Source organism: Scardovia wiggsiae, from assembly GCF_051045985.1.
Classification (GTDB): domain Bacteria; phylum Actinomycetota; class Actinomycetes; order Actinomycetales; family Bifidobacteriaceae; genus Scardovia; species Scardovia wiggsiae.
In genome coordinates this window covers 644830-663955 of record NZ_CP157350.1, presented here as the reverse complement: position 1 = coordinate 663955, position 19126 = coordinate 644830, and the positions used below count along the sequence as shown (strand labels likewise).

Annotated in this window: 16 protein-coding genes; 4 read left to right on the top strand and 12 right to left on the bottom strand. The window is 51.8% G+C overall.

Features of this window, described 5'->3' with window-relative positions:
- Positions 1-16: 16 nt before the first annotated feature.
- The 5 genes from alaS to ABKA16_RS02755 form a co-directional block, all read right to left on the bottom strand.
- Entirely contained in the window at positions 17-2731 is a 2715-nt protein-coding gene (gene alaS, locus ABKA16_RS02775; protein WP_380999011.1) for an alanine--tRNA ligase, read from the bottom strand.
- Between the two features lie 262 nt (positions 2732-2993).
- On the bottom strand, positions 2994-3257 hold the full coding sequence (locus tag ABKA16_RS02770; protein ID WP_380999013.1) for a hypothetical protein: 264 nt from the start codon (positions 3255-3257) through the stop codon (positions 2994-2996).
- Between the two features lie 18 nt (positions 3258-3275).
- The gene (locus tag ABKA16_RS02765; protein ID WP_380999015.1) at positions 3276-3731 is read right to left on the bottom strand and encodes a DUF948 domain-containing protein; all 456 of its coding nucleotides are present in this window, start codon (positions 3729-3731) and stop codon (positions 3276-3278) included.
- A gap of 151 nt (positions 3732-3882) precedes the next feature.
- On the bottom strand, positions 3883-4572 hold the full coding sequence (locus tag ABKA16_RS02760; protein ID WP_380999018.1) for a histidine phosphatase family protein: 690 nt from the start codon (positions 4570-4572) through the stop codon (positions 3883-3885).
- Positions 4573-4646: 74 nt separating this feature from the next.
- The gene (locus ABKA16_RS02755) at positions 4647-5114 is read right to left on the bottom strand and encodes a hypothetical protein (RefSeq protein WP_380999021.1); all 468 of its coding nucleotides are present in this window, start codon (positions 5112-5114) and stop codon (positions 4647-4649) included.
- 551 nt (positions 5115-5665) lie between these two features.
- On the opposite strand from ABKA16_RS02755, the gene ABKA16_RS02750 reads away from it, so the two are divergent.
- Positions 5666-6826, top strand: coding sequence for a MalY/PatB family protein (locus ABKA16_RS02750; RefSeq protein ID WP_380999023.1), 1161 nt, complete (start codon positions 5666-5668; stop codon positions 6824-6826).
- 163 nt (positions 6827-6989) lie between these two features.
- Here the strand turns inward: ABKA16_RS02750 and rpsD are convergent, their stop codons facing one another.
- The 3 genes from rpsD to ABKA16_RS02735 form a co-directional block, all read right to left on the bottom strand.
- Positions 6990-7616, bottom strand: a complete 627-nt coding sequence (gene rpsD / locus ABKA16_RS02745; RefSeq protein WP_007147343.1) for a 30S ribosomal protein S4 — start codon at positions 7614-7616, stop codon at positions 6990-6992.
- Positions 7617-7936: 320 nt separating this feature from the next.
- On the bottom strand, positions 7937-9409 hold the full coding sequence (locus ABKA16_RS02740; RefSeq protein WP_380999026.1) for a serine hydrolase: 1473 nt from the start codon (positions 9407-9409) through the stop codon (positions 7937-7939).
- Positions 9410-9428: 19 nt separating this feature from the next.
- Positions 9429-12155, bottom strand: coding sequence for a UvrD-helicase domain-containing protein (locus ABKA16_RS02735; protein ID WP_380999029.1), 2727 nt, complete (start codon positions 12153-12155; stop codon positions 9429-9431).
- A 262-nt stretch (positions 12156-12417) separates the two neighbouring features.
- On the opposite strand from ABKA16_RS02735, the gene ABKA16_RS02730 reads away from it, so the two are divergent.
- From ABKA16_RS02730 to ABKA16_RS02720, 3 genes are all read left to right on the top strand, one after another.
- A complete protein-coding gene (locus tag ABKA16_RS02730) occupies positions 12418-13053 on the top strand; it encodes a xanthine phosphoribosyltransferase (protein ID WP_380999031.1) in 636 nt (211 codons plus the stop codon).
- Between the two features lie 136 nt (positions 13054-13189).
- Positions 13190-14641 (top strand): uracil-xanthine permease family protein, encoded by a 1452-nt coding sequence (locus ABKA16_RS02725; protein WP_380999034.1) that lies wholly within the window; start codon positions 13190-13192, stop codon positions 14639-14641.
- 113 nt (positions 14642-14754) lie between these two features.
- Positions 14755-15759, top strand: a complete 1005-nt coding sequence (locus ABKA16_RS02720) for an alpha/beta hydrolase (RefSeq protein ID WP_380999036.1) — start codon at positions 14755-14757, stop codon at positions 15757-15759.
- A gap of 165 nt (positions 15760-15924) precedes the next feature.
- On the opposite strand, the gene ABKA16_RS02715 is transcribed toward ABKA16_RS02720, so the two are convergent.
- The 4 genes from ABKA16_RS02715 to ABKA16_RS02700 form a co-directional block, all read right to left on the bottom strand.
- Positions 15925-16692, bottom strand: coding sequence for a carboxymuconolactone decarboxylase family protein (locus ABKA16_RS02715; RefSeq protein WP_380999038.1), 768 nt, complete (start codon positions 16690-16692; stop codon positions 15925-15927).
- 80 nt (positions 16693-16772) lie between these two features.
- Complete coding sequence (locus ABKA16_RS02710) at positions 16773-17408, bottom strand: SDR family oxidoreductase (protein ID WP_380999040.1); 636 nt, start codon at positions 17406-17408, stop codon at positions 16773-16775.
- Between the two features lie 57 nt (positions 17409-17465).
- The gene (locus tag ABKA16_RS02705; RefSeq protein WP_380999042.1) at positions 17466-17789 is read right to left on the bottom strand and encodes a hypothetical protein; all 324 of its coding nucleotides are present in this window, start codon (positions 17787-17789) and stop codon (positions 17466-17468) included.
- A 447-nt stretch (positions 17790-18236) separates the two neighbouring features.
- The gene (locus ABKA16_RS02700; protein WP_380999045.1) at positions 18237-18857 is read right to left on the bottom strand and encodes an SAP domain-containing protein; all 621 of its coding nucleotides are present in this window, start codon (positions 18855-18857) and stop codon (positions 18237-18239) included.
- Positions 18858-19126 lie beyond the last annotated feature (269 nt).

Below are 19126 nucleotides of genomic sequence, written 5' to 3'. Positions count from 1 at the left end.
CCGCCGGCAGACAACCCTAGGCCTCGCTGATCTGCTGGCTTCGGACCTGCTGCTCAACCGCCTGCAGTGCCTTACCGATCTTCCGGGCGTCCTGCCCGCCGCCCTGGGCGAAATCAGGCTTTCCGCCGCCGCCGCCGCCAAGTATCGCAGAAGCGCTGCGTACAAGGTCTCCGGCTTTTATTCCGGAATTCTGGGCAGGCCCGTTGACAGCAACGAAAATGACCGGCTTGCCGGTATCGTTGCTTACTCCGGCAAGCGCCACTGCTGCGGGCCTGCTGCTGCCAAGCTGCGCACGGATATCAGTTACAGCCTTGCGCAGGGCATCGGCGGAGCCGAAAGTACCTACATCACGGGCCACAGCAATCACAGGGCCGTCATCCTGCGCACCCATTTCAACAAGCTGCGGGACCATACTTTCTATCTGCTGCTCATAGATCAGTGCAAGCTTGCTGTCCGATTCCCTGAGCTTCTCCTCAAGCTGGGAAACACGCCCCTCTATCTCATCCGGGCGCGCATTGAGCCCATCCGCAAGGCGGCTGACCATCATATGCTGGCTGTGGGTGAACTCATAAGATTTTTCCCCCACAAGTGCTTCTATCCTGCGCAGGCCTGTGCCTACCGAGGACTCGGACACCAGCGTGAACGACCCGATCGTCCCCGTACGCCGGGCATGGGTCCCGCCGCACAGTTCCCTGCTCCAGCCGTCTGAGCCAATAGTCACGACGCGCACGATGTCACCGTATTTATCGCCAAAAAGATGCATAGCCCCAAGCTCCATGGCGTCATTGATCGGCATGTTCTTCCATGTCACTTCAAGGTCATCACGGATGCGCGCATTAACACGGGCTTCGATCTCATCAAGCTGCGGGCGCGTCAGGGCCTTTGACCAATGGAAATCAAAACGCAGACGGTCAGGATCAACAACGGAACCGCTCTGGGTCGCTTTATCGCCAAGCACTTCACGCACCACTTTATGCAGTATATGCGTTGCAGTGTGCGAATGGGTCATGCCAATACGCCGCGGGATATCAACAGAAGATGACACCTCATCCCCAACATGCAGTGTCCCTTCAGCCAGCCGGCAGTGGTGCACGTACAGATCCTTAACAGGCTTCTGGACATCATCGACTTCAGCCGTAGCGCCGTTATCGCTGGATATTTCACCATAATCAGCCATCTGTCCGCCCTGTTCGGCATAAAATGGAGTGCGGTCAAGGATGATCTCTACCGTTGCAGGGCCGGCTGCTTCCTGCACTGCCCCCCGCTCATCATCGATAATGGCAAGCACCCGCCCGCGGCTCGAATACTCTTTATATCCTGTAAATTCGATGGGGGCTTTAAGCGCCTTCTTGACATCGTCATACACACTTAAATCAACGTTATGGCGTTTTTTCAGCGCATCGGCACGCGCGCGGGATTTCTGCTCTGCCATAAGCTCCCTGAACTTATGGGTATCCACAGCAATCCCCTGCTCTGCGGCGATCTCAGTTGTCAGCTCAATGGGGAAACCATACGTATCATGCAGGGCAAACGCATCACTGCCGGAAACGACCGGCCGCCCGGCGCTTTCCTGCTGCGTATCCTGCTTCGCTTTGCGGATGGCGGTATCAAGGATAACGGACCCCTGGTCCAGGGTACGCCTGAAGGCAGCTTCCTCGCCGTACGCAGTTTCACAGACAGAATCGAAATTGGTATCCAGCTCAGGATAGCTCAGCCTCATCTGTTCCTGGGATACGGGAAGGAGATGCGGCAGGACTTCCTGCTCTACGCCGAGCATTTTCATTGCGCGGATACTGCGCCTGAGAAGGCGCCGCAGGACATATCCGCGCCCTTCATTGCTCGGCCGCACACCGTCGCCCATAATCATCAGTGCTGACCGTATATGGTCTGCAACAACGCGGAAACGGACATCATGGCCGGCATCGTCCCCGTAGGACAGGCCGGACAGGCGTTCTGCCTCAGCGATCACAGGGAATATCTCATCGGTCTCATAAATATTCTGCTTGCCCTGGAGAAGGTACGCCACACGTTCAAGGCCCATACCCGTATCAATGTTCTTGCTGTCAAGCTCGCCAACAATATGGAGGTCAGTTTTCGACTTCACATTATCGACTTCAAAATTCTCAAAGACAAGGTCCCATATCTCAATATACCGTGTTTCGGAAGCGATGGGGCCGCCGTCCGGACCATACTCCGGCCCTCTGTCCACATAGATCTCCGTGCACGGCCCGCCGGGCCCCGGACCTCCTGTAGTCCAGAAGTTATCTTCCATACCGAGCACCTGCATATGTTCAGGGTCCATGCCTTCGTTCCGCCACAATGCACGCGCCTCATCATCATCGGTATAAGTGGTGACCCATAACGTATCTTTGCCGAAACCGTACCCGCCCTGATCCTGCGGCGAGGTCAGCAGATCCCATGCATAGTGGATCGCCTCCTCTTTGAAGTAGTCGCCGAAAGAGAAATTGCCCAGCATCTGGAAGAAGGTACCGTGCCGTGTAGTCTTCCCTACCTCATCAATATCAAGCGTACGCACACATTTCTGATTGCTTGCCATACGGCGCGATGGAGGCGTCTGCTCCCCGAGAAGATAAGGGATAAAAGGGACCATGCCGGCGATCGTAAAAAGCGTAGTCGGATTAGGGGAGATCAGAGAAGCGGAAGTCGTCACCAGATGGCCGTGCTTCTCAAAATAAGCCAAAAACCGCTTCGCAATTTCTGATGTACGCATACGAATCTCCTTTAGTTTTCCTATACTCCGGTCCTGGTCGCACTTTTACAGATTCAAATTGTAACCCATGCCAATGATGAAATGCCGCCGGATGCTGTCAGCAGAAGCACAGCCAGCCGATTGGCTGCGTTACACGGATCCTCCGGCCCTCTAACGGGGTATGTGGCCCCATTTACATGCATCAGCCGGACATATACAAAAGCGGGTGGCCTGCACCACCCGCCTGAACAGCCCGTCACTGTGTATCTACAGTATTCTAATTTTACTGCTTACCGTCAGATCCAGGCCGGGATGCATATTTCTCTATATAATCGGCATTCAGCTGGCTCTCGCGGTCTTTCCTGTAGCTGTTGAAATCTTCAAACAGGCCGCGCAGCGTCCGCATAGCAACGTTCTCCTGGTCAGGCCCCAGGACGAATTCACGGGCATGTTTGGGAGTATGGTCTTTTACATACGCATTAGCCTTAGCAACGGTCATAACACCGGCGACGAATCCCAGGCTGAACCAAAAAATCCTTTTAAACACGATATACACCTTTTCCGCTTAATCGTTGGCAGACGACGGGCCGGCGGCCGCATCATCCGATGCTACATGCGCACCTGTAACAGCCTGGTCCGATCCGGCACCGTCATCTTTTTTATGGCGCCTGCTGTTGATAAAATCAAGCGCTGTCTGCTTAACAGCATAGAAAGCCGAAGCAACTTTGATGATCGGCTTGCCCAGTATCGAACCATACAGATCAGTCAGGGCAGTAATATTATTGGTCGTTGTACTCACAGCCCCGGTCATCTTATTGGCATCATCAAGGCTCTGGTTGACTTTCTTGACCGTATCAACGCCTTCATCAAGCGCCGGGATAGTATGGTCGCCGGCATCTTTGACTGTTGTTGCGATCTGATCAAAAAGCCTGCCCAGCCTGATAAGGGGATAAATCATGAATCCAGCGAGTATTGCGAATGCGATTGCTGCGATAAGACCAGCAATTTGTCCAGCATCCATCCTGACCTCTTTCCATAAGGAAGGCCGGAACCTGTATCAGCAGCTGATACGTTCCCAGTCTTCTAACAGATACTATTATGTATTCCTCTCTAGGGTACCATGATATACGGTCGTCGTACTGTAATCTGCAGCCGGCATCGGCGGCACCCGGCTACTCGTTATATCCCGCAACGGAGATTGCGCTGTCCAGCGTTTTACTGGTGTCGAAATCAAAGCGCGTGATGCTGCCGTTGGCGGGGCGCCGGGTAAGGTCGTACCCTTCCGGCGCAAAGCGCGACATCATGCTCAGCAGGGTGTTGCCATGCGATATCTGAAGGACAGGGCTGCCGTCCGGAAGCCCCCATTCCTCAGCCGTCCGGGCGATGAGTGCAAATCCGGAATCAATACGCGCCCAATATTCAGCATCAGATTCAGCATCGTGGAAAGGGTCGGCCTCTTTAAGGAAATCCCGGGTAGCTGCAAGCCCATATTTTTCAACGATCGATGCATAGCCTGGCGCGCCGTGCGGGGCACCTGCAGCCCACCATGCTTCACCCATATCGCGTCCTTCAAAATACCCGTAGAACTGCTCACGGAAAGCGGCATCAGAAATGAACGGGCGCGGACCCGTACTGCCGGCCCAGCGGGTATTGGCATCCAGTATGGCCTGCGCTGTCTGCTGTGCGCGCGTAGTATCCGAACAGAAAGCAGCAGTGAAACCAATATTTTTGAGCCTGTCCCCCGCCTTCCCGGCATCCCTGATCCCCGCTTCGGTCAAAGGCGAGTTGGACCATCCCTGAAGCCTGTTATACCTGTTGAAATAGGTCTGCCCGTGACGGACGATGTACATATGTAAAAGCATACCTCCATTATTTCACCGCACCGTAACTTTTCCGGAGCTGATCAAAAGGGACACCTCAATAGGACGTTACTCACCTACCGAACATCCGAAGCAAACACATAATCTTTATATGAATGTGAATTACTATTCGTAATAAACGAATAATTAGACACATTACGCAAATCATTCACTTTTTCCCCTTTGTGATGGACAACCCCATCATCATCAACTACATCCCGCTTATACACCAAATCAGCAGGTTTCCTGCACCATGCGATGAACTCATACTCCTTCACGTCATACACCCACATACCACGACGACGGGTACGGATATTACGAGCAAAATCCCTACCATACGCCCTACGCAAACTATCCACCGTCACAGCCCTTGCCGGATACCGGGAATCATAATAAGACACAGCAGCCCTCACCCCCTCCACCTGATCAGCAGGAATAGGATCCCCAGGCCACCGGGAAGGATCCGACTCAAACGAAAACCCCTTAGGAGCATCACGAAACGGAACACCCCCACCCACAAACTCACGGATCATCTCCGACGCCACATACGCATTCTCCCTAGCAACACGACGCCGCTGAGCCGCACACCAGGACCACACACCACCAGCCACCACACCACCAACAACAAGCACACACACCAGCACACCAACAACACGATGCCCACACGCCCTCAACCACACTGTCACACCACTCACCTACCGAACATCCCAAGCAAACACACTCAAATCAAACGAACCCATCTTCTCCAACCACACCCGGCAATCAGAAGCCTTCACCTCCAAGGCACTGATCTCTTCAGACAACGAAGATTTCAACACCCCAACCCGAATCCTCACAATAACCACCCTTCATATTGTTGTTATTTATTGTATACAGTTTTGTACGTTCCCTAGTCATTTATACTAATAATCCCAAAAGACGTGAACATAAACATACATACCTGTCTTTTTTATAATCATAGTTATAACTGTTGGGACTGGCTTGATCAATATTATCTACAATGGCATAGCAGCTACTACACTATACAGTTGAACGTTTACGGGTATGACTGTAAATAAAAGTAAATATCCATCACACACAGTGCAGGACGGAAAATATGCCTGATTTTGATTTTGACGCAGTGGACCGCACACATATCAATTCTGTGAAATGGGATGTCGCACCGGGGGAACTGCCCATGTGGGTCGCCGATATGGATTTTGCGACCGCCCCTGCTGTTATTGATGCCGTTAAACAGCGTATGGCAAATCCCACGTACGGGTATTCCTTTATCCCGGAAGAGTATAATCAGGCTGTTTCATCATGGTGGAAGATGCGCCATGATCATGATATTGACCCTCATAATATTATTTTTGCGACAGGTGTTATCCCTGCTGTTTCTTCAGCAGTAAGATCCCTGACTAACCCTGCGGAAAAAGTCGTGATCCAGTCGCCTGTATACAACATTTTTTATAATTCGATCATTAATAACGGACGGCGGATCATAGATGCCCCGCTCGCATACACCGGTGGCGAGTATTCAATGGATTTTGAGGCACTTGAAAAGGCTTTCAGCGACCCTCTGGCTGCTATGATGATACTCTGCAACCCTCACAATCCGGTTGGGAAGGCATGGAGCAGGAATGACCTCGCCCGGGTTGGAGAACTTGCAGATAAGTATCACATCACAGTCGTTTCCGATGAGATCCACTGTGATATCATGGATCCGGCTGTAACCCATATCCCTTTTGCCTCAGCAGCCCCTGCATGCCGCCGTGTAGCCGTGACCTGCTGTTCCCCTTCAAAAGCATTCAACCTCGCGGGGCTCCATAGTGCTTACGTTATGATTGATGAGCCGTGGATACGGCACCGTGTGGAACAGGGGCTCAATACTGATGAGGTTGCCGAGCCTAATGTTATAGCCTGCCAGTCAACGATTGCCGCATATTCGCAGGACGGTGCACAATGGCTGGATGCGCTCAACGGATATATACAGGGGAATAAGGATTATGCAGCTGCAGCACTTTCCGATGCCCTGCTGGGCCTGCACATCCCCCGCTCTGAGGCTACATATCTTATGTGGATCGATTGCAGCGCCTATACCGATGACGCCGAAAAATTGCAGGAATATGTACGCCAGAAAACCGGCCTTTATGTATCTTCGGGACATATTTACGGTGAGGCAGGGCGGACTTTCCTGCGCATGAACCTGGGGACGTCACGCAGCCTGGTTGAAGACGGCGTACAGCGCCTTATTTCAGCCCTGCGGAGCCTCTGATAAAACTGGGATCACAGAGTAGCCTGACGGTATGCTCTGGCTGGCGGTAAAACGCGCAGATATTAAAATACGAATTAGTTTGTCTCCAATAAATCCCAGCGGAAATACGCAAAAGGCCGGCAGGATCCTGCCGGCCAATTTTTAACGCCTACTGTTAAAAGGGTTAACGTGCGTAGTATTCAACCACGTACTGGATATTGATCTGGACCGGGATCTCCTCAACTTCAGGCATACGGGTAAGTGTTGCCTTCAAAGAAGCGAGATTCACATCCAGATACCCCGGTACTGCAGGAAGGACATCACGGTGGACGCCTTCGGCAGCAGCCTGGAACGGCTCCATCGTCTGGCTCTTCGGCTTGACCTGGATAGTCTGACCCGGTTTTACGCGATAGCTTGGACGGTCCACAACATTCCCGTCAACAAGGATGTGGCGGTGGACTACGAACTGGCGCGCCTGGGCTGTAGTACGGGCAAAACCTGCACGCAGCACAAGAGCGTCGAGGCGTGTTTCCAGCTGCAGCTGCATAGAGCTGCCGGTCTGGCCGGATGCACGTGTAGCACGCTCATAAACTGCACGGAGCTGCTTTTCTGACACACCATACTGTGCACGCAGGCGCTGCTTTTCGCGCAGACGTACTGCATAATCGGATTCTGCACGGCGGCGGTCACGCCCATGCTCGCCCGGGCCGTATGGGCGTTTTTCAAAAAGGCGCTGGGCTTTGGGAGTCAATGCAATGCCGAGGGCACGTGATAAACGCACCTGACGGCGCGCACGCTGAACTTTAGTCATTTCATTTCCTATCTGTCGTTGTCTGTACGCAGGCAAAGCACTGTGCCTTGCCTAAGCCGGGCCTCTCCAGCGCTTACGAACATTACACATGTGCAGTGCACGGGAAGTTTTCCCCAATGTACCGGTCCCGCTGACGGGCTATGGCTTCAGAACATGTACCGGCCTGCTGCCGGGACACCGGGAACTACTATACACTACACAGCAGAATAAGCAAAAATGCGAAAGGCTGTCAGAAATAAATAAAACAGGATTACGGGCAGATGCAGTAATACTGCAATCCCGCCAGGCCCTCCGCACCGCATTATTTTTACACCGAAAAGCTACCGCCTCCAGACGGAAGACACCCATCGCGTAAAAGAATCCCACCAGCCGCTGACAGTCTGGACCACGCTGTCCCACCATCTGCTCACAGCCCGGGTCGCCGTGCCCCACCAGTCGTGCTGCTGCTGGGATATCCCCTTTTCAGCCACCATATCCACTGACGGGATACCGGCAGTGCCTAGATACCCCTGTGCGTTAGAAGCGCTTACTGTCCCCAGTTTCATACCTTTAGCGACAGGGGCAGCCACAGTACCCTTAAGAGGTTCAAACAGCAGGATCCCCGCTTTCTTCCCCGTCTGCTGCGCGGAAGAAGCCTTTCCCGCTGACGAAAGCAGCTTCCGTTCCTGTGCTGAAAGGCATACGGTAAAGTCACGCACAGCAACGGCCTTTGCCTGATGTTCCATGCCGCCATCTACCGCAACATAACTGCCGTTATAGGATTCATCTTTTTTAACTGCCACAATCAGGGAAAAATCAGCAAAACAGTAATCAAGCAGAGTTTTCATAGCAGCAAAACGCCCTTCACTGGCTGTCTGCTGCGGCTGGTCAGCATGCTGTACGACTGCTATGACACGCATCCCGTTGCGCGCTGCAGTTGCCGTAAAGCACTCACCGGCTATCTGGGTGGTCCCCGTTTTGAATCCGTCTACACCGCTGTATTCATCTTCCTGCCCGGGAAGCATGTGGTTGGTGGATTTCAAAGACATCCCGTCAAACTCTGCTGTCCCGTTTTTCGTCATTTCAAGTACATCAGGGTAATCATGCATAAAATGCCACGTAGCTATAGCGATGCTTCTGGCACTCATCATATTTTCAGCATCATGTGACGACCCTGGATATATATTATCCCCCAGATAACTGTTGTTCAGGCCGGAGGAGTTATACAGCCTGGCATCCGTGATACCCCACCCTTTCAGCAGGGTTCTCATCTGGTCAACAAATTTGGGTTCGCTTCCCGCTATCTTTTCCGCCAGTGAGACCGCAGCACTGTTTGCAGACCTCGTAAATGCTGCCGTCACAAGCTGCTTTACAGTGTAATCCCTTTTATCCATAGGTACCGTAGTCGTTTCCCAGTTCCTGGAAAGCTGATAGGAGTAGTCGGAGATATGGATCCGGGTATCCCACGTCAGGCCGCCCTGTGCAATAGCTTTGTATACCAGGTAAAGGGTGATGATTTTCGTCATGCTTGCAATGCCGGCCGGCTTCGTCCCGTCCTGATCATACAGTATCCGGCCTGTGCTGTATTCGACCGCATATGCATGGCTGGCAGCTATCCGTACAGGTTTCCGGACGGCCGTGCCCTGCACAGCCTCCTGCCCTGTCCCCATATTATCAGCGTAAGCAGCCTTGGTATTATCCACAAAACAGGTGGCAAAAAGGACAGCAGCCACGCTGAGTACGGCCGCTGCAAACCTTTTCATGATGCTGGTAGTACCGGTTATGGGAATACCAGCCGGATTATTATTAACCATCTGGGATGATCCTGCCTTTTCAGAGCTTTTCCAGGGGAGCCAGGCGGAGAAGGAGCCTTTTTACACCATTCGATCCGAAATCAACTGTTGCTACAGAATTATTCCCCTTATCCTGGAGCTCTGTCACAGTGCCCATCCCATGCTGGTCATGGACTACCCTGTCGCCGATCTGCAGCTCTTCTATACTGAGGGTGTGGCCCTTGGGCGGATTCCCTGCATGCGCTCCGGATGCCGTGTTCCCGGACCGCGATGCAGAAACCCCTAACGGCCTGACAGAAGTATGCTTAACAGTGACTTTGCCGCCCAGGCCTCCCTTTTCCGTCCCATAGCCCTGCGTCCCATGGCTTCTGCCCGATCCTGATGCGCTCCCGTATCCATATGTTTTCTGCGATCCATAAGATTTATGGGATCTGTAAGGCTGAGAGCTGGAATGCCGCGAACCGCCGCCAAAACTTGGGCCGCTGAAAAATTCGGGATCAGAGAAATCGCCGAAACCGTCATAATCTCCGTCATAAGCAGCATCCCGTCCGCCAGTATCCCAGCGGTTCCGTATCCGCTCGGATGTAGCCTCCTTACGCTCCCATTCAATAAGCTGTGAAGGTATCTCGTCCAGGAACTGGCTTGGGAGCAGGTCCTGGGCTTCGCCCCACTGCGCGCGGACCGCCGCCCGCGTTACATAAAGCCTGCGGCGGGCACGGGTAATGCCCACATAGGCCAGGCGCCTTTCTTCCGACAGCTCAGAAACATCTTCAAGGCTGCGGGAATGGGGGAAGGTCCCCTCTTCCATCCCGGTCAGGAATACAACAGGGTATTCAAGCCCTTTAGCTGTATGCAGCGTCATCAGTGTGACCGTACCGCGGTCTTCGCCTTCATCCGGCAGCTGGTCAGCGTCCGCTACCAGAGATGTCGTCTCAAGAAACCCTGCCAGCGTGGCATCGGCCGTAGTCTGCTCGTATTCTGCCGCAACAGACTGCAGCTGAGACAGGTTATCCACACGCGACATATCCTGCGGGTCAAGCGATGTACGCAGCTCATCCAGCATCCGGGACTGTTCCAGGACCTGTTCAATGATCATGGACGGGTGCCCGTCATTCTCCTGCGCGAAAGACCTCAGCCCCTCCATAAGGTCCCTGAACCCCTTGATTGGATTAAGGGTCCGCGGGGCCATACCCGGTATCTTCTCCGCCTGCTCTACAGCCTGCCAGAATGTTTCAACCCTTTCATTCCGGGCAACATAACCGCTGAGGAGTGATTGTGCCCGTTCACCTATCCCGCGCTTGGGGACATTTATGATCCGCCTGGTATTGACGTCGTCAGCAGGATTGGCGATACACTGCAGATACGCTATAGCATCTTTGATCTCTCGCCGTTCGTAGAATTTTGTACCACCGACAAGCTGGTATGGTATGCCTGAATTGATAAAAGCCTCTTCAAGCGCACGTGACTGGGCATTCGCCCGGTACATCACAGCGATATCTGAATACCTGCAGCCTTCCTCACTGACAAGCCGCGCGATCTCCTGGGCTATCCACTGCCCTTCCTGCTGGGCATTATCAGCAGCAAAACCGACGATCGCAGCTCCCCGTCCCGATGCAGTCCACAGCTTTTTAGGTTTACGGCCTTCATTCTGTGAGATAACAGCATTGGCGGCGTCAAGGATATTCTGTGTTGACCGGTAGTTCTGCTCAAGGAGGATAGTTTTCGCCTGTGGGAAGTCTTTTTCGAAATCAAGGATATTAGAAATATCAGCACCGCGGAACGCATAGATCGACTGGTCCGAATCGCCCACAACGGTTACCCAGGCAAGCCTGCCGCCCTGCTGATGTTCCGCCTGCTGCCCTTGTACGGCAGCTGCCCCCGTCCGGGATACTGCCGGTTTACGGCCCGCCTCATCTATGCCTGATAATGCGCGGATGAACTGGTACTGCGCATGGTTAGTATCCTGGTATTCATCTACAAAGATATATGCGAACCGGCGCCTGTAAAAGGCCAGCGCTTCAGGGCTTGCGGCAAACAGCTCAACAGTACGCATAATAAGGTCATCGAAGTCAACGGCATTAGCAGCGACCATCCGATACTGGTATTCCGCATATACGGCAGCAAAAACGCGGTCTGCATTGCCCAGGTCGCCTATAGAGTGTGCGGGCAGGCCGGGATGGAAATCCGGCGCATGTTCGTCAAGCTTTTCCCTCCAGCCTGCCAGGGAATTTTTCCAGTCGGAGATTGCGCTGAGGATCACCCTTGGCGTGTACCGTTTGGAATCGATATTGAAATCCCTGCAGATGATCTTGATAAGCCGCTGGCTGTCAGCTGTATCGTAAATCGAAAACCCGCTTTTAAGGCCAATCTCGCTGCCATGCCGTCGCAGGATGCGGACGCACGCTGAATGGAATGTCGAGACCCACATGCGTTCAGCAGCCGGACCGATTAAGGCGGCAAGCCGCTCTTTCATCTCCCTGGCAGCCTTATTGGTGAACGTGATGGCCAGGATCTGGCTGGGGTATGCCCCCCACTGGCTCAGAGCCCATGCAATACGCCTTGTAAGGACACGCGTTTTGCCGGATCCTGCACCCGCCGCAATGAGGAGCGCCGGCCCCTCATACTGCACCGCCTGCGACTGCTGCTCATTAAGCCCGTTAAGGAGATATACCGCTTCGCGCCGGACTACCTCATAATCCGAAGTATCCGGCACAGCCGCCCCCGCTGTCTGCGCAGGGAAGCCGTCAAAAGGTCCGTTTACAGGCATATTCCTCCATCCAACACATTATGCCAGTGCAGCAGTTCCGTTAAAACCGCATTACATTTATTGCCCAGTTATATATCTAACTATTTATCATAACGCGACATACCTTTTTACCACATGCACTGCATATGGCATTAATCCCGCGAGCCGTCAGCTTCCCAGCGTTTGTCCAGAATGTGGGCGTTTTGCCGCATACCTCCGCACCTGGTCATTTACCTCTTGTAGAATCAACATATTATTGTGATCTGACTATTACCGAGGCACTATGAAACTGTTAGAAGACCGCATCAGGGAGCAGGGCAATGTTAAGGAAGGCAATGTATTAAAAGTTGATTCTTTCCTCAACCACCAGTGTGATGTAGCCCTGTTCGATGCTATGGGCGAAGAATGGGCCCGTATTTTCCATGATATCAGGGTTGACAAGATCCTCACTATTGAAGCTTCCGGGATTGGCATTGCCTGCTGCGCTGCGCGGCATTTCAATAATGCCCCGGTTGTGTTCGCCAAGAAGGCACAGTCTATCAACCTTGACGGCGACCAGTACTGTACATCGATATACTCTTTTACTAAACAGAAGGAATTCCCCGTTATTGTTGCCAAAAAATTCCTCATCCCCGGGGAACATGTGCTCATTATTGATGATTTCCTTGCAAACGGCAATGCGCTCAACGGCCTGCTGTCCATCTGCGAAGAGGCGGGTGTAATCGTTGAAGGTTTCGGGATAGCCGTCGAAAAAGGGTTCCAGGGCGGAGGGGATGCCCTCCGGGAACGCGGATACCGGGTAGAATCCCTCGCCAATGTGCGTTCTATGGATCCGCAGACAGGCGATATAGAATTCGGTGCTCCGGCGCTGCCCCCTGCAGCGGACAGCCGCGAGGATCACACTGCAGCAGCACAGTAATATGCTTATCGGGATCTGATGCCAGGTCCCGTTTTCATATCTGCACTGCTTAAAACTGAATATCACTAAAACTGAACACACTAATCCACGCCGGCTGCCCTGCTGCTTCCGGCTGTAATGATCCGAGGCAAAGGCTATGAAAGATAAAGATACGTACAGTACGCATCCTGCCGGTACGCATACCGTATCTGATGATCTGAAAAGATTCGATGCGAAAATCCCATTCTGGAAAGGGATACCTTTCGGGCTGCAGCATGTTATGGCCATGTTCGTGGCGAACCTGACCCCGCTGATCCTTATAGCCGGCGTGGCCAAAATGGACACTTCCCACAAGGAATGGCTCATCCAGGGCGGCCTTCTGGTTGCAGGCCTGGGCACGATCCTCCAGCTTTTCCCTCTGTGGCGCATCGGCAGCCGCCTGCCTATGGTCACCGGCATTTCCTTCACGTATTATGCAGCGGCAGCGGCGATAGTCGCTGACAAAGGCTACGGCGCAGTGATAGGCGCGATCATTATCGGCGGGCTGTTTGAAGTGGCCCTCGGCCTTACCGCTACATGGTGGCGGCGGATAATACCCCCTATAGTGTCTGCCGTTGTTGTGACTTCTATAGGTTTCTCGCTGCTCGCAGTGGGGGCAAAATCCTTCGGCGGCGGGGATGGGGCCGCGGATTTCGGGAGCTGGCAGAATATCACCATCGCAACGGTTACGCTCCTGTGCTGCCTCGCTTTCCAGTTCCTTGCCAAAGGTACGGCCAAACAGCTTTCAGTGCTTTTCGGGCTGGTTATTGGATACCTTCTTGCGCTGTGCATGGGCAAAGTCAGTGCTTCATCTTTCCAGGGCCTCTCCCCTGTTTCCGTACCCCATTTCCTGCCGTTCAGGCCTGAATTCAACTGGGGCGCGATCATTTCGTTCGGGCTGCTGTATCTGGTCTCCGCAGTAGAAGTGCTTGGAGACACGGCAGCCCTGACTGACGTGGGTTTTGACCGTGAACCGGCAGCAAGGGAAACAGCCGGCGCCATTGCGGGCGACGGATTTATCTCTTCTGTCGCAGGCTTCTTCGGTGTTATGCCGCTGACCTCTTTCGCCCAGAATATTGGCCTTGTCGCCATGACTAAAGTCGTCAACCGCCGCGTCATCCTGTCCGGCGGCCTTATCCTCGTCCTAGCGAGCTTCTTCCCGCCTGTTGCTGCTGTTTTCAATTCGCTGCCTCCCGCTGTACTGGGCGGCTGCACAATAGTCATGTTTGGGAACATTGCCGTATCGGGCTTCCAGATGATAGCAAAAGCAGGCTTTACTGAACGCAATATCACTATTGTTGCCCTGTCGCTGACGATGGGGATCGGCTTTACCCAGGTCCCTGCGATATTCAAATATGCGCCTGTGCTCGTCCGGCAAATTTTCGCCAATAATGCGATTGCTATTGCCTTCATCGTGGCACTTATCCTTGCATGGGTGCTTCCTAGGGACGGTAAAGCTGACAAAACCGGCACCGCCGCTGAAGGGCGGGAGGCCGGAACGACAGGGGCAGCAAAGGCGGCAGAGACGGCAAGGGCAGCAGCCGCAGCGGCGGATAGCCCGTCGGTGTGAACCGTAACAGCAACGGCACAGAAACTCACGCAGCCTCACAGAAGCAGGAAGCCTGGCCGGCAATAACGCCAGGTATTTTAAGTATTAAAATATTAGAGTATTAAAGGAGGATCATGCCGGCATCAGTCAAATCTATAGCATCGGCAAAGGCTATGCGCCTTCTCATCAGGAAAAACGATGACAGGCGGGATAAAGGCCTCCCCACCGAGGTCAAAGGCGTTACCCGGTTCAATGATATCAGCTACGGTCCTGCAGGGAAATGGAACCTTCTCGATATTTATGTGCCGGACACTTCATCGGATGATAAGTATCCCCTGCCTTCTGCCTCTGCCCATGTCTCCACCAGCACCACTGCCTCTGACGCGAATAGCGCGCCAAACGCCGATTCTCCGTCCGAACCGCCACGCAGGCGGCCTGTACCTGCGATCATTAATATCCACGGAGGCGGATGGATCTACGGGACAAAGGAGACTTACCAGTTTTACGGCCTGAGCCTTGCTCGGCAGGGTTTTGCATTCGTCAATTTCAATTACCGTCTGGCCCCTGAAGCTGTATTCCCTGAAGAGCTTGACGATGTAAACAGCGTTTTCCATTGGGTAGCAGGCCATGCAGAACAGTATGGGCTTGATGCAGATAATATTTTTGTGATCGGCGACAGCGCAGGAGGCCAGATGGCCTGCCAGTATCTGACCGCCCTTGCCGATCCGGGATTCCGAGCCAAGTTCGGCTATGAAGTGCCGCGCCTGACTGTCAGGGCTGCGGCCATCAACTGCGGTGCCTCTTTTATTGATACCCCTGAAGCGGTAGCTGGGGCTGCCGAATGCTATTTCACTCCAGAAGTTTTCAGGGATAAAGCAGATATGCTCAGGACTGAGGACCATATGACTGATGGCTTGCCTCCGCTGTTTATACAGACAGCGAACCATGATTTTATCCGCGACTGCAGCGTCAGGCTTGACGGGTTCCTTACAGGCAAAGGTATCCTTCACGAATTCCATTCATACGGGACAGACAAACATCCCCAGGAACACGTTTTTGAATGCGATATCCGCAATAAGGAAGCCCGGAAATGCAACCGCGACGAGCTAGATTTCTTCCGGCGGTATATCCGGCAGTAGATCCTGCGCTCAGAAGCTTTCAAAAGTAAACAAACAGTACCATCGTAACAATACCCGTTATATCTGTGTATCTGCATATCTTGGTATCTTTCTGCTGTCAGACTGAGTTAGTGCCGGACCGTAATCCGGTCTGGCCTATTTTTGGCAGACGGCTGGCCGATGTCGTCAGGCCAGGGAATTGTATTCTTCCTCGTCCACCGGTTCGAGCCATTCATTACCAGTGTCCCGCCCCGGCACCATGAATGCCAGATGCGAGAACCAGCTGTTCGGCGAAGCACCATGCCAGTGCCTGGTATTCGGTGGGATGAAAGCAGTATCTCCCGGAAGCATCTCTACGGGTTCCTGACCTTCCAGCTGATAGTACCCGCGTCCGCCAACAGCTATGAGCATCTGCCCGCCGCCCTGGGAAGCACGGTGGATATGCCAGTGGTTGCGGCATCCCGGTTCAAAAGTGACATTAGAGATAGCCACCCCCTCAGCCTCTACAGGAGCCAGATAGCTTTTCCCGTCGAAATACTGGGCATATGCATCATTCGGCTCCCCGACAGGGAAGAAGATAGTTTTTGCATATTCGCTTAATTCCGGGGTTCTGTTGGCGATATCGCCGCTATCATCAGCCCAGATCTCCTTAGCCATATTAAAGACCGCCCACGCTACAGGCCAGCCCGCATAAAATGCTGCGTGGGTGATAAGCGCTGTGATCTCTTTTTTGGTAATGCCGTTCTTCCTGCCTATCTGCAGGTGCGCTTTCAGAGACGAGTCAACAAGCCCGCGGCCCATAAACACAGAGATCGTAATGATACTGCGCGTTTTTGCCGTGATATCCTCATTGTTCCATTCTTCGCCGAAAAGCACATCATCATTGAAATGGGCGAACTGCGGGGCGAAATCACCCAAATTGTCACGCCCTGCTGTCTGCACTATTTTTGCCATTATTAGGCCCCCCTTTGTCGGCTGGATCCAATCAGACCCAGATAGTATGTACCCTTATACGACTATCGCTATTACTGCTGTCAGGCTTCAGACACGGCCTCATCTACCGGCGTCTGCCCGTTCGACATGAGGAAGGTTTTGCCGACCGTATTATCGTGCCGGAGCGAGCTGACCAGTACAGCTGCCACATCCTCATACGTGTTGCTGCCGGTCTCGCCAATAGTTACTTTCCCTGTGCCGGGGTCATCCGTTATCGGCCCGGGCTGCACAATGGTGTAATCAAGCCCAGAATCATTGATCAGCCACATATCAGAAAAATACTTGGCAATATTATAGTCCGTTATAGAAGCGAGAGACGGCACTTTCACCCACATGTCCTGGTCTGTTGCATATGCTGAACTCAGCTGGATATACCGTTTTATCCCCAGCTGCCGCGCAGCTTCTATTATTTTGACAGCACCATTGAGATCAGTCTGCAGTAGGTCTTTCCCGCGCGACCCTGCAGTAAATATAACGGCGTCGCTGCCTTCAAGAAGCGGTTTGATCTGCCCGAGCGGATTGTGGAAGTCAAGCACCACCTTACGGACCTTCCCATCCGTTTCCGTGATGCCTTCCGGATGACGCGAACCGGCAACCACCTCATACCCTGCCTTTATAAGATCCGATACAACTGCGTTTCCGACCCGCCCTGAGGCCCCTGCCACAAATACTTTCATTGCTTTCCCTTTCATTGGCTGTGACTTTACATCGAACCAGGTATATCGCTTTCACGCTCAATACTGCTGGATACTACCTGATATCTTAAATTTTAAGCCTGTATCGCTAACAACCCGCCTGTGTCTGCTCGCAGCTGATTCTATAGGGTTATAACATACTTTTTCCATACTAGAATAACTTTCTTTCTCTTTATCTCCATCAGGCCTAAAATTAGCAGAAATCTGTCTAACCATATTCGCAAAATTTAATAATCCCACTTTTTCAAACTGTACAACCTTCACCTCATATTCTTCTGCCATCCTATATAAAGCCGAATCAGTACCATCTTCTGAGATAGACCCCAGTGAGTTAGTAGAATCAGCTGAGAATCCCAACAGCATATTACTATTTTCGTTTAGAAGTTCCGCAATGTATTTATTAATAAATAAACTGTCTGAAGCCCCTAGTACATAAAATAATCATTCCCCCCAATATTTATCTCGACCTCATCTTTTAACTTAACCTCGGCCGATAATTTCAACGTTTCACTAATCCATAAACTATATTGCGTTTCATCAGTCTCTTCTTTGAGTTGGATGGAGCAACTTTCCACGACCTAAGAACTTCAAATGCGCGTAATACAACATTTTCCGAGTCTTGGTTGACAGCTTCCTCCTCATTTTTATACACGAAAAACAATGTTCTAAGGAAAAATTTAAGATCAATTGATATACGTTCAAAAAGGTATAAGTACTTACTATTATATCGTAAAAAGGGAAACAGCCTAAACTGATGTGGCCTAGTTTTTGTTCGTATTTTTGTTGTTAGTCTAGCAAACCGAGAATTGTCTATTTGTTGTACTCATTTATTCTATATGCATATTCAATTAAAAGATTCCTGGAATAAATCTTTTCATTTTTTGAGTCCCTAACTTCTTTCCAAAGAATAGAGGCTACTTTTAATTTGTTCGAATAGTTGCAACTTTTTTCGTCTGCGCAAAAGTCCTTTAAGAATTGGTTCCACTGACAGACAGAATTATCATACTTCGCATAATCTAATTCTCCGGAATAAACTTTCAGCATATCGTGGATTGTAAAGCTTAAATCATTTTCACTTTTTACTTTTCTCCAGGTGGTAGCCATATCAGCAGTAAATTTAAATGGCGTAACACCTGTTAGAGCAGAGAAATATTCTCTAAACTTTGTGTTAAAGGAGAAGCCGCACTCAAGTAATGGTGTATCTAAGGTAATATTCTCCGTTTGTTTCTTTGCGTTTCGCGGCGATGATGATTTTCTAATTAAATTGCCTTGAAAGTATTGCTCAATAACATAATTGAGCTCTTGCTTCGTGCCTTTATGCTCTAGCCCTAACGATTTACATATCTGCGAAAGTTCTTCACGATACCAATAGTGTTTATTAAATTCATCAAATGTCGCAATTTGATCAAACTCAGGTCTACTTTCTATCATTTTTATCTCCTCAATGATGCGGCCTGGTTTTGTTCTTGTTTCGCACTGTAATACTCGGATTCGATTTGGCTGGGTATTTTATAGTCTAGTGAGGCGTGGAGACGGCTGGTGTTCCACCAGGGAACTCAGCGCATAGTCGCTTGCTCCAACTCACTAACGCTGTTAAACGGAGTATGAGAGCGTATGAGTTCTGCCTTATATGCTCCACGGTTTCCGCCAGAGCATTATCGTAGGAGTCGCCTACCGAACCAGTCAACGCTATCATCCCA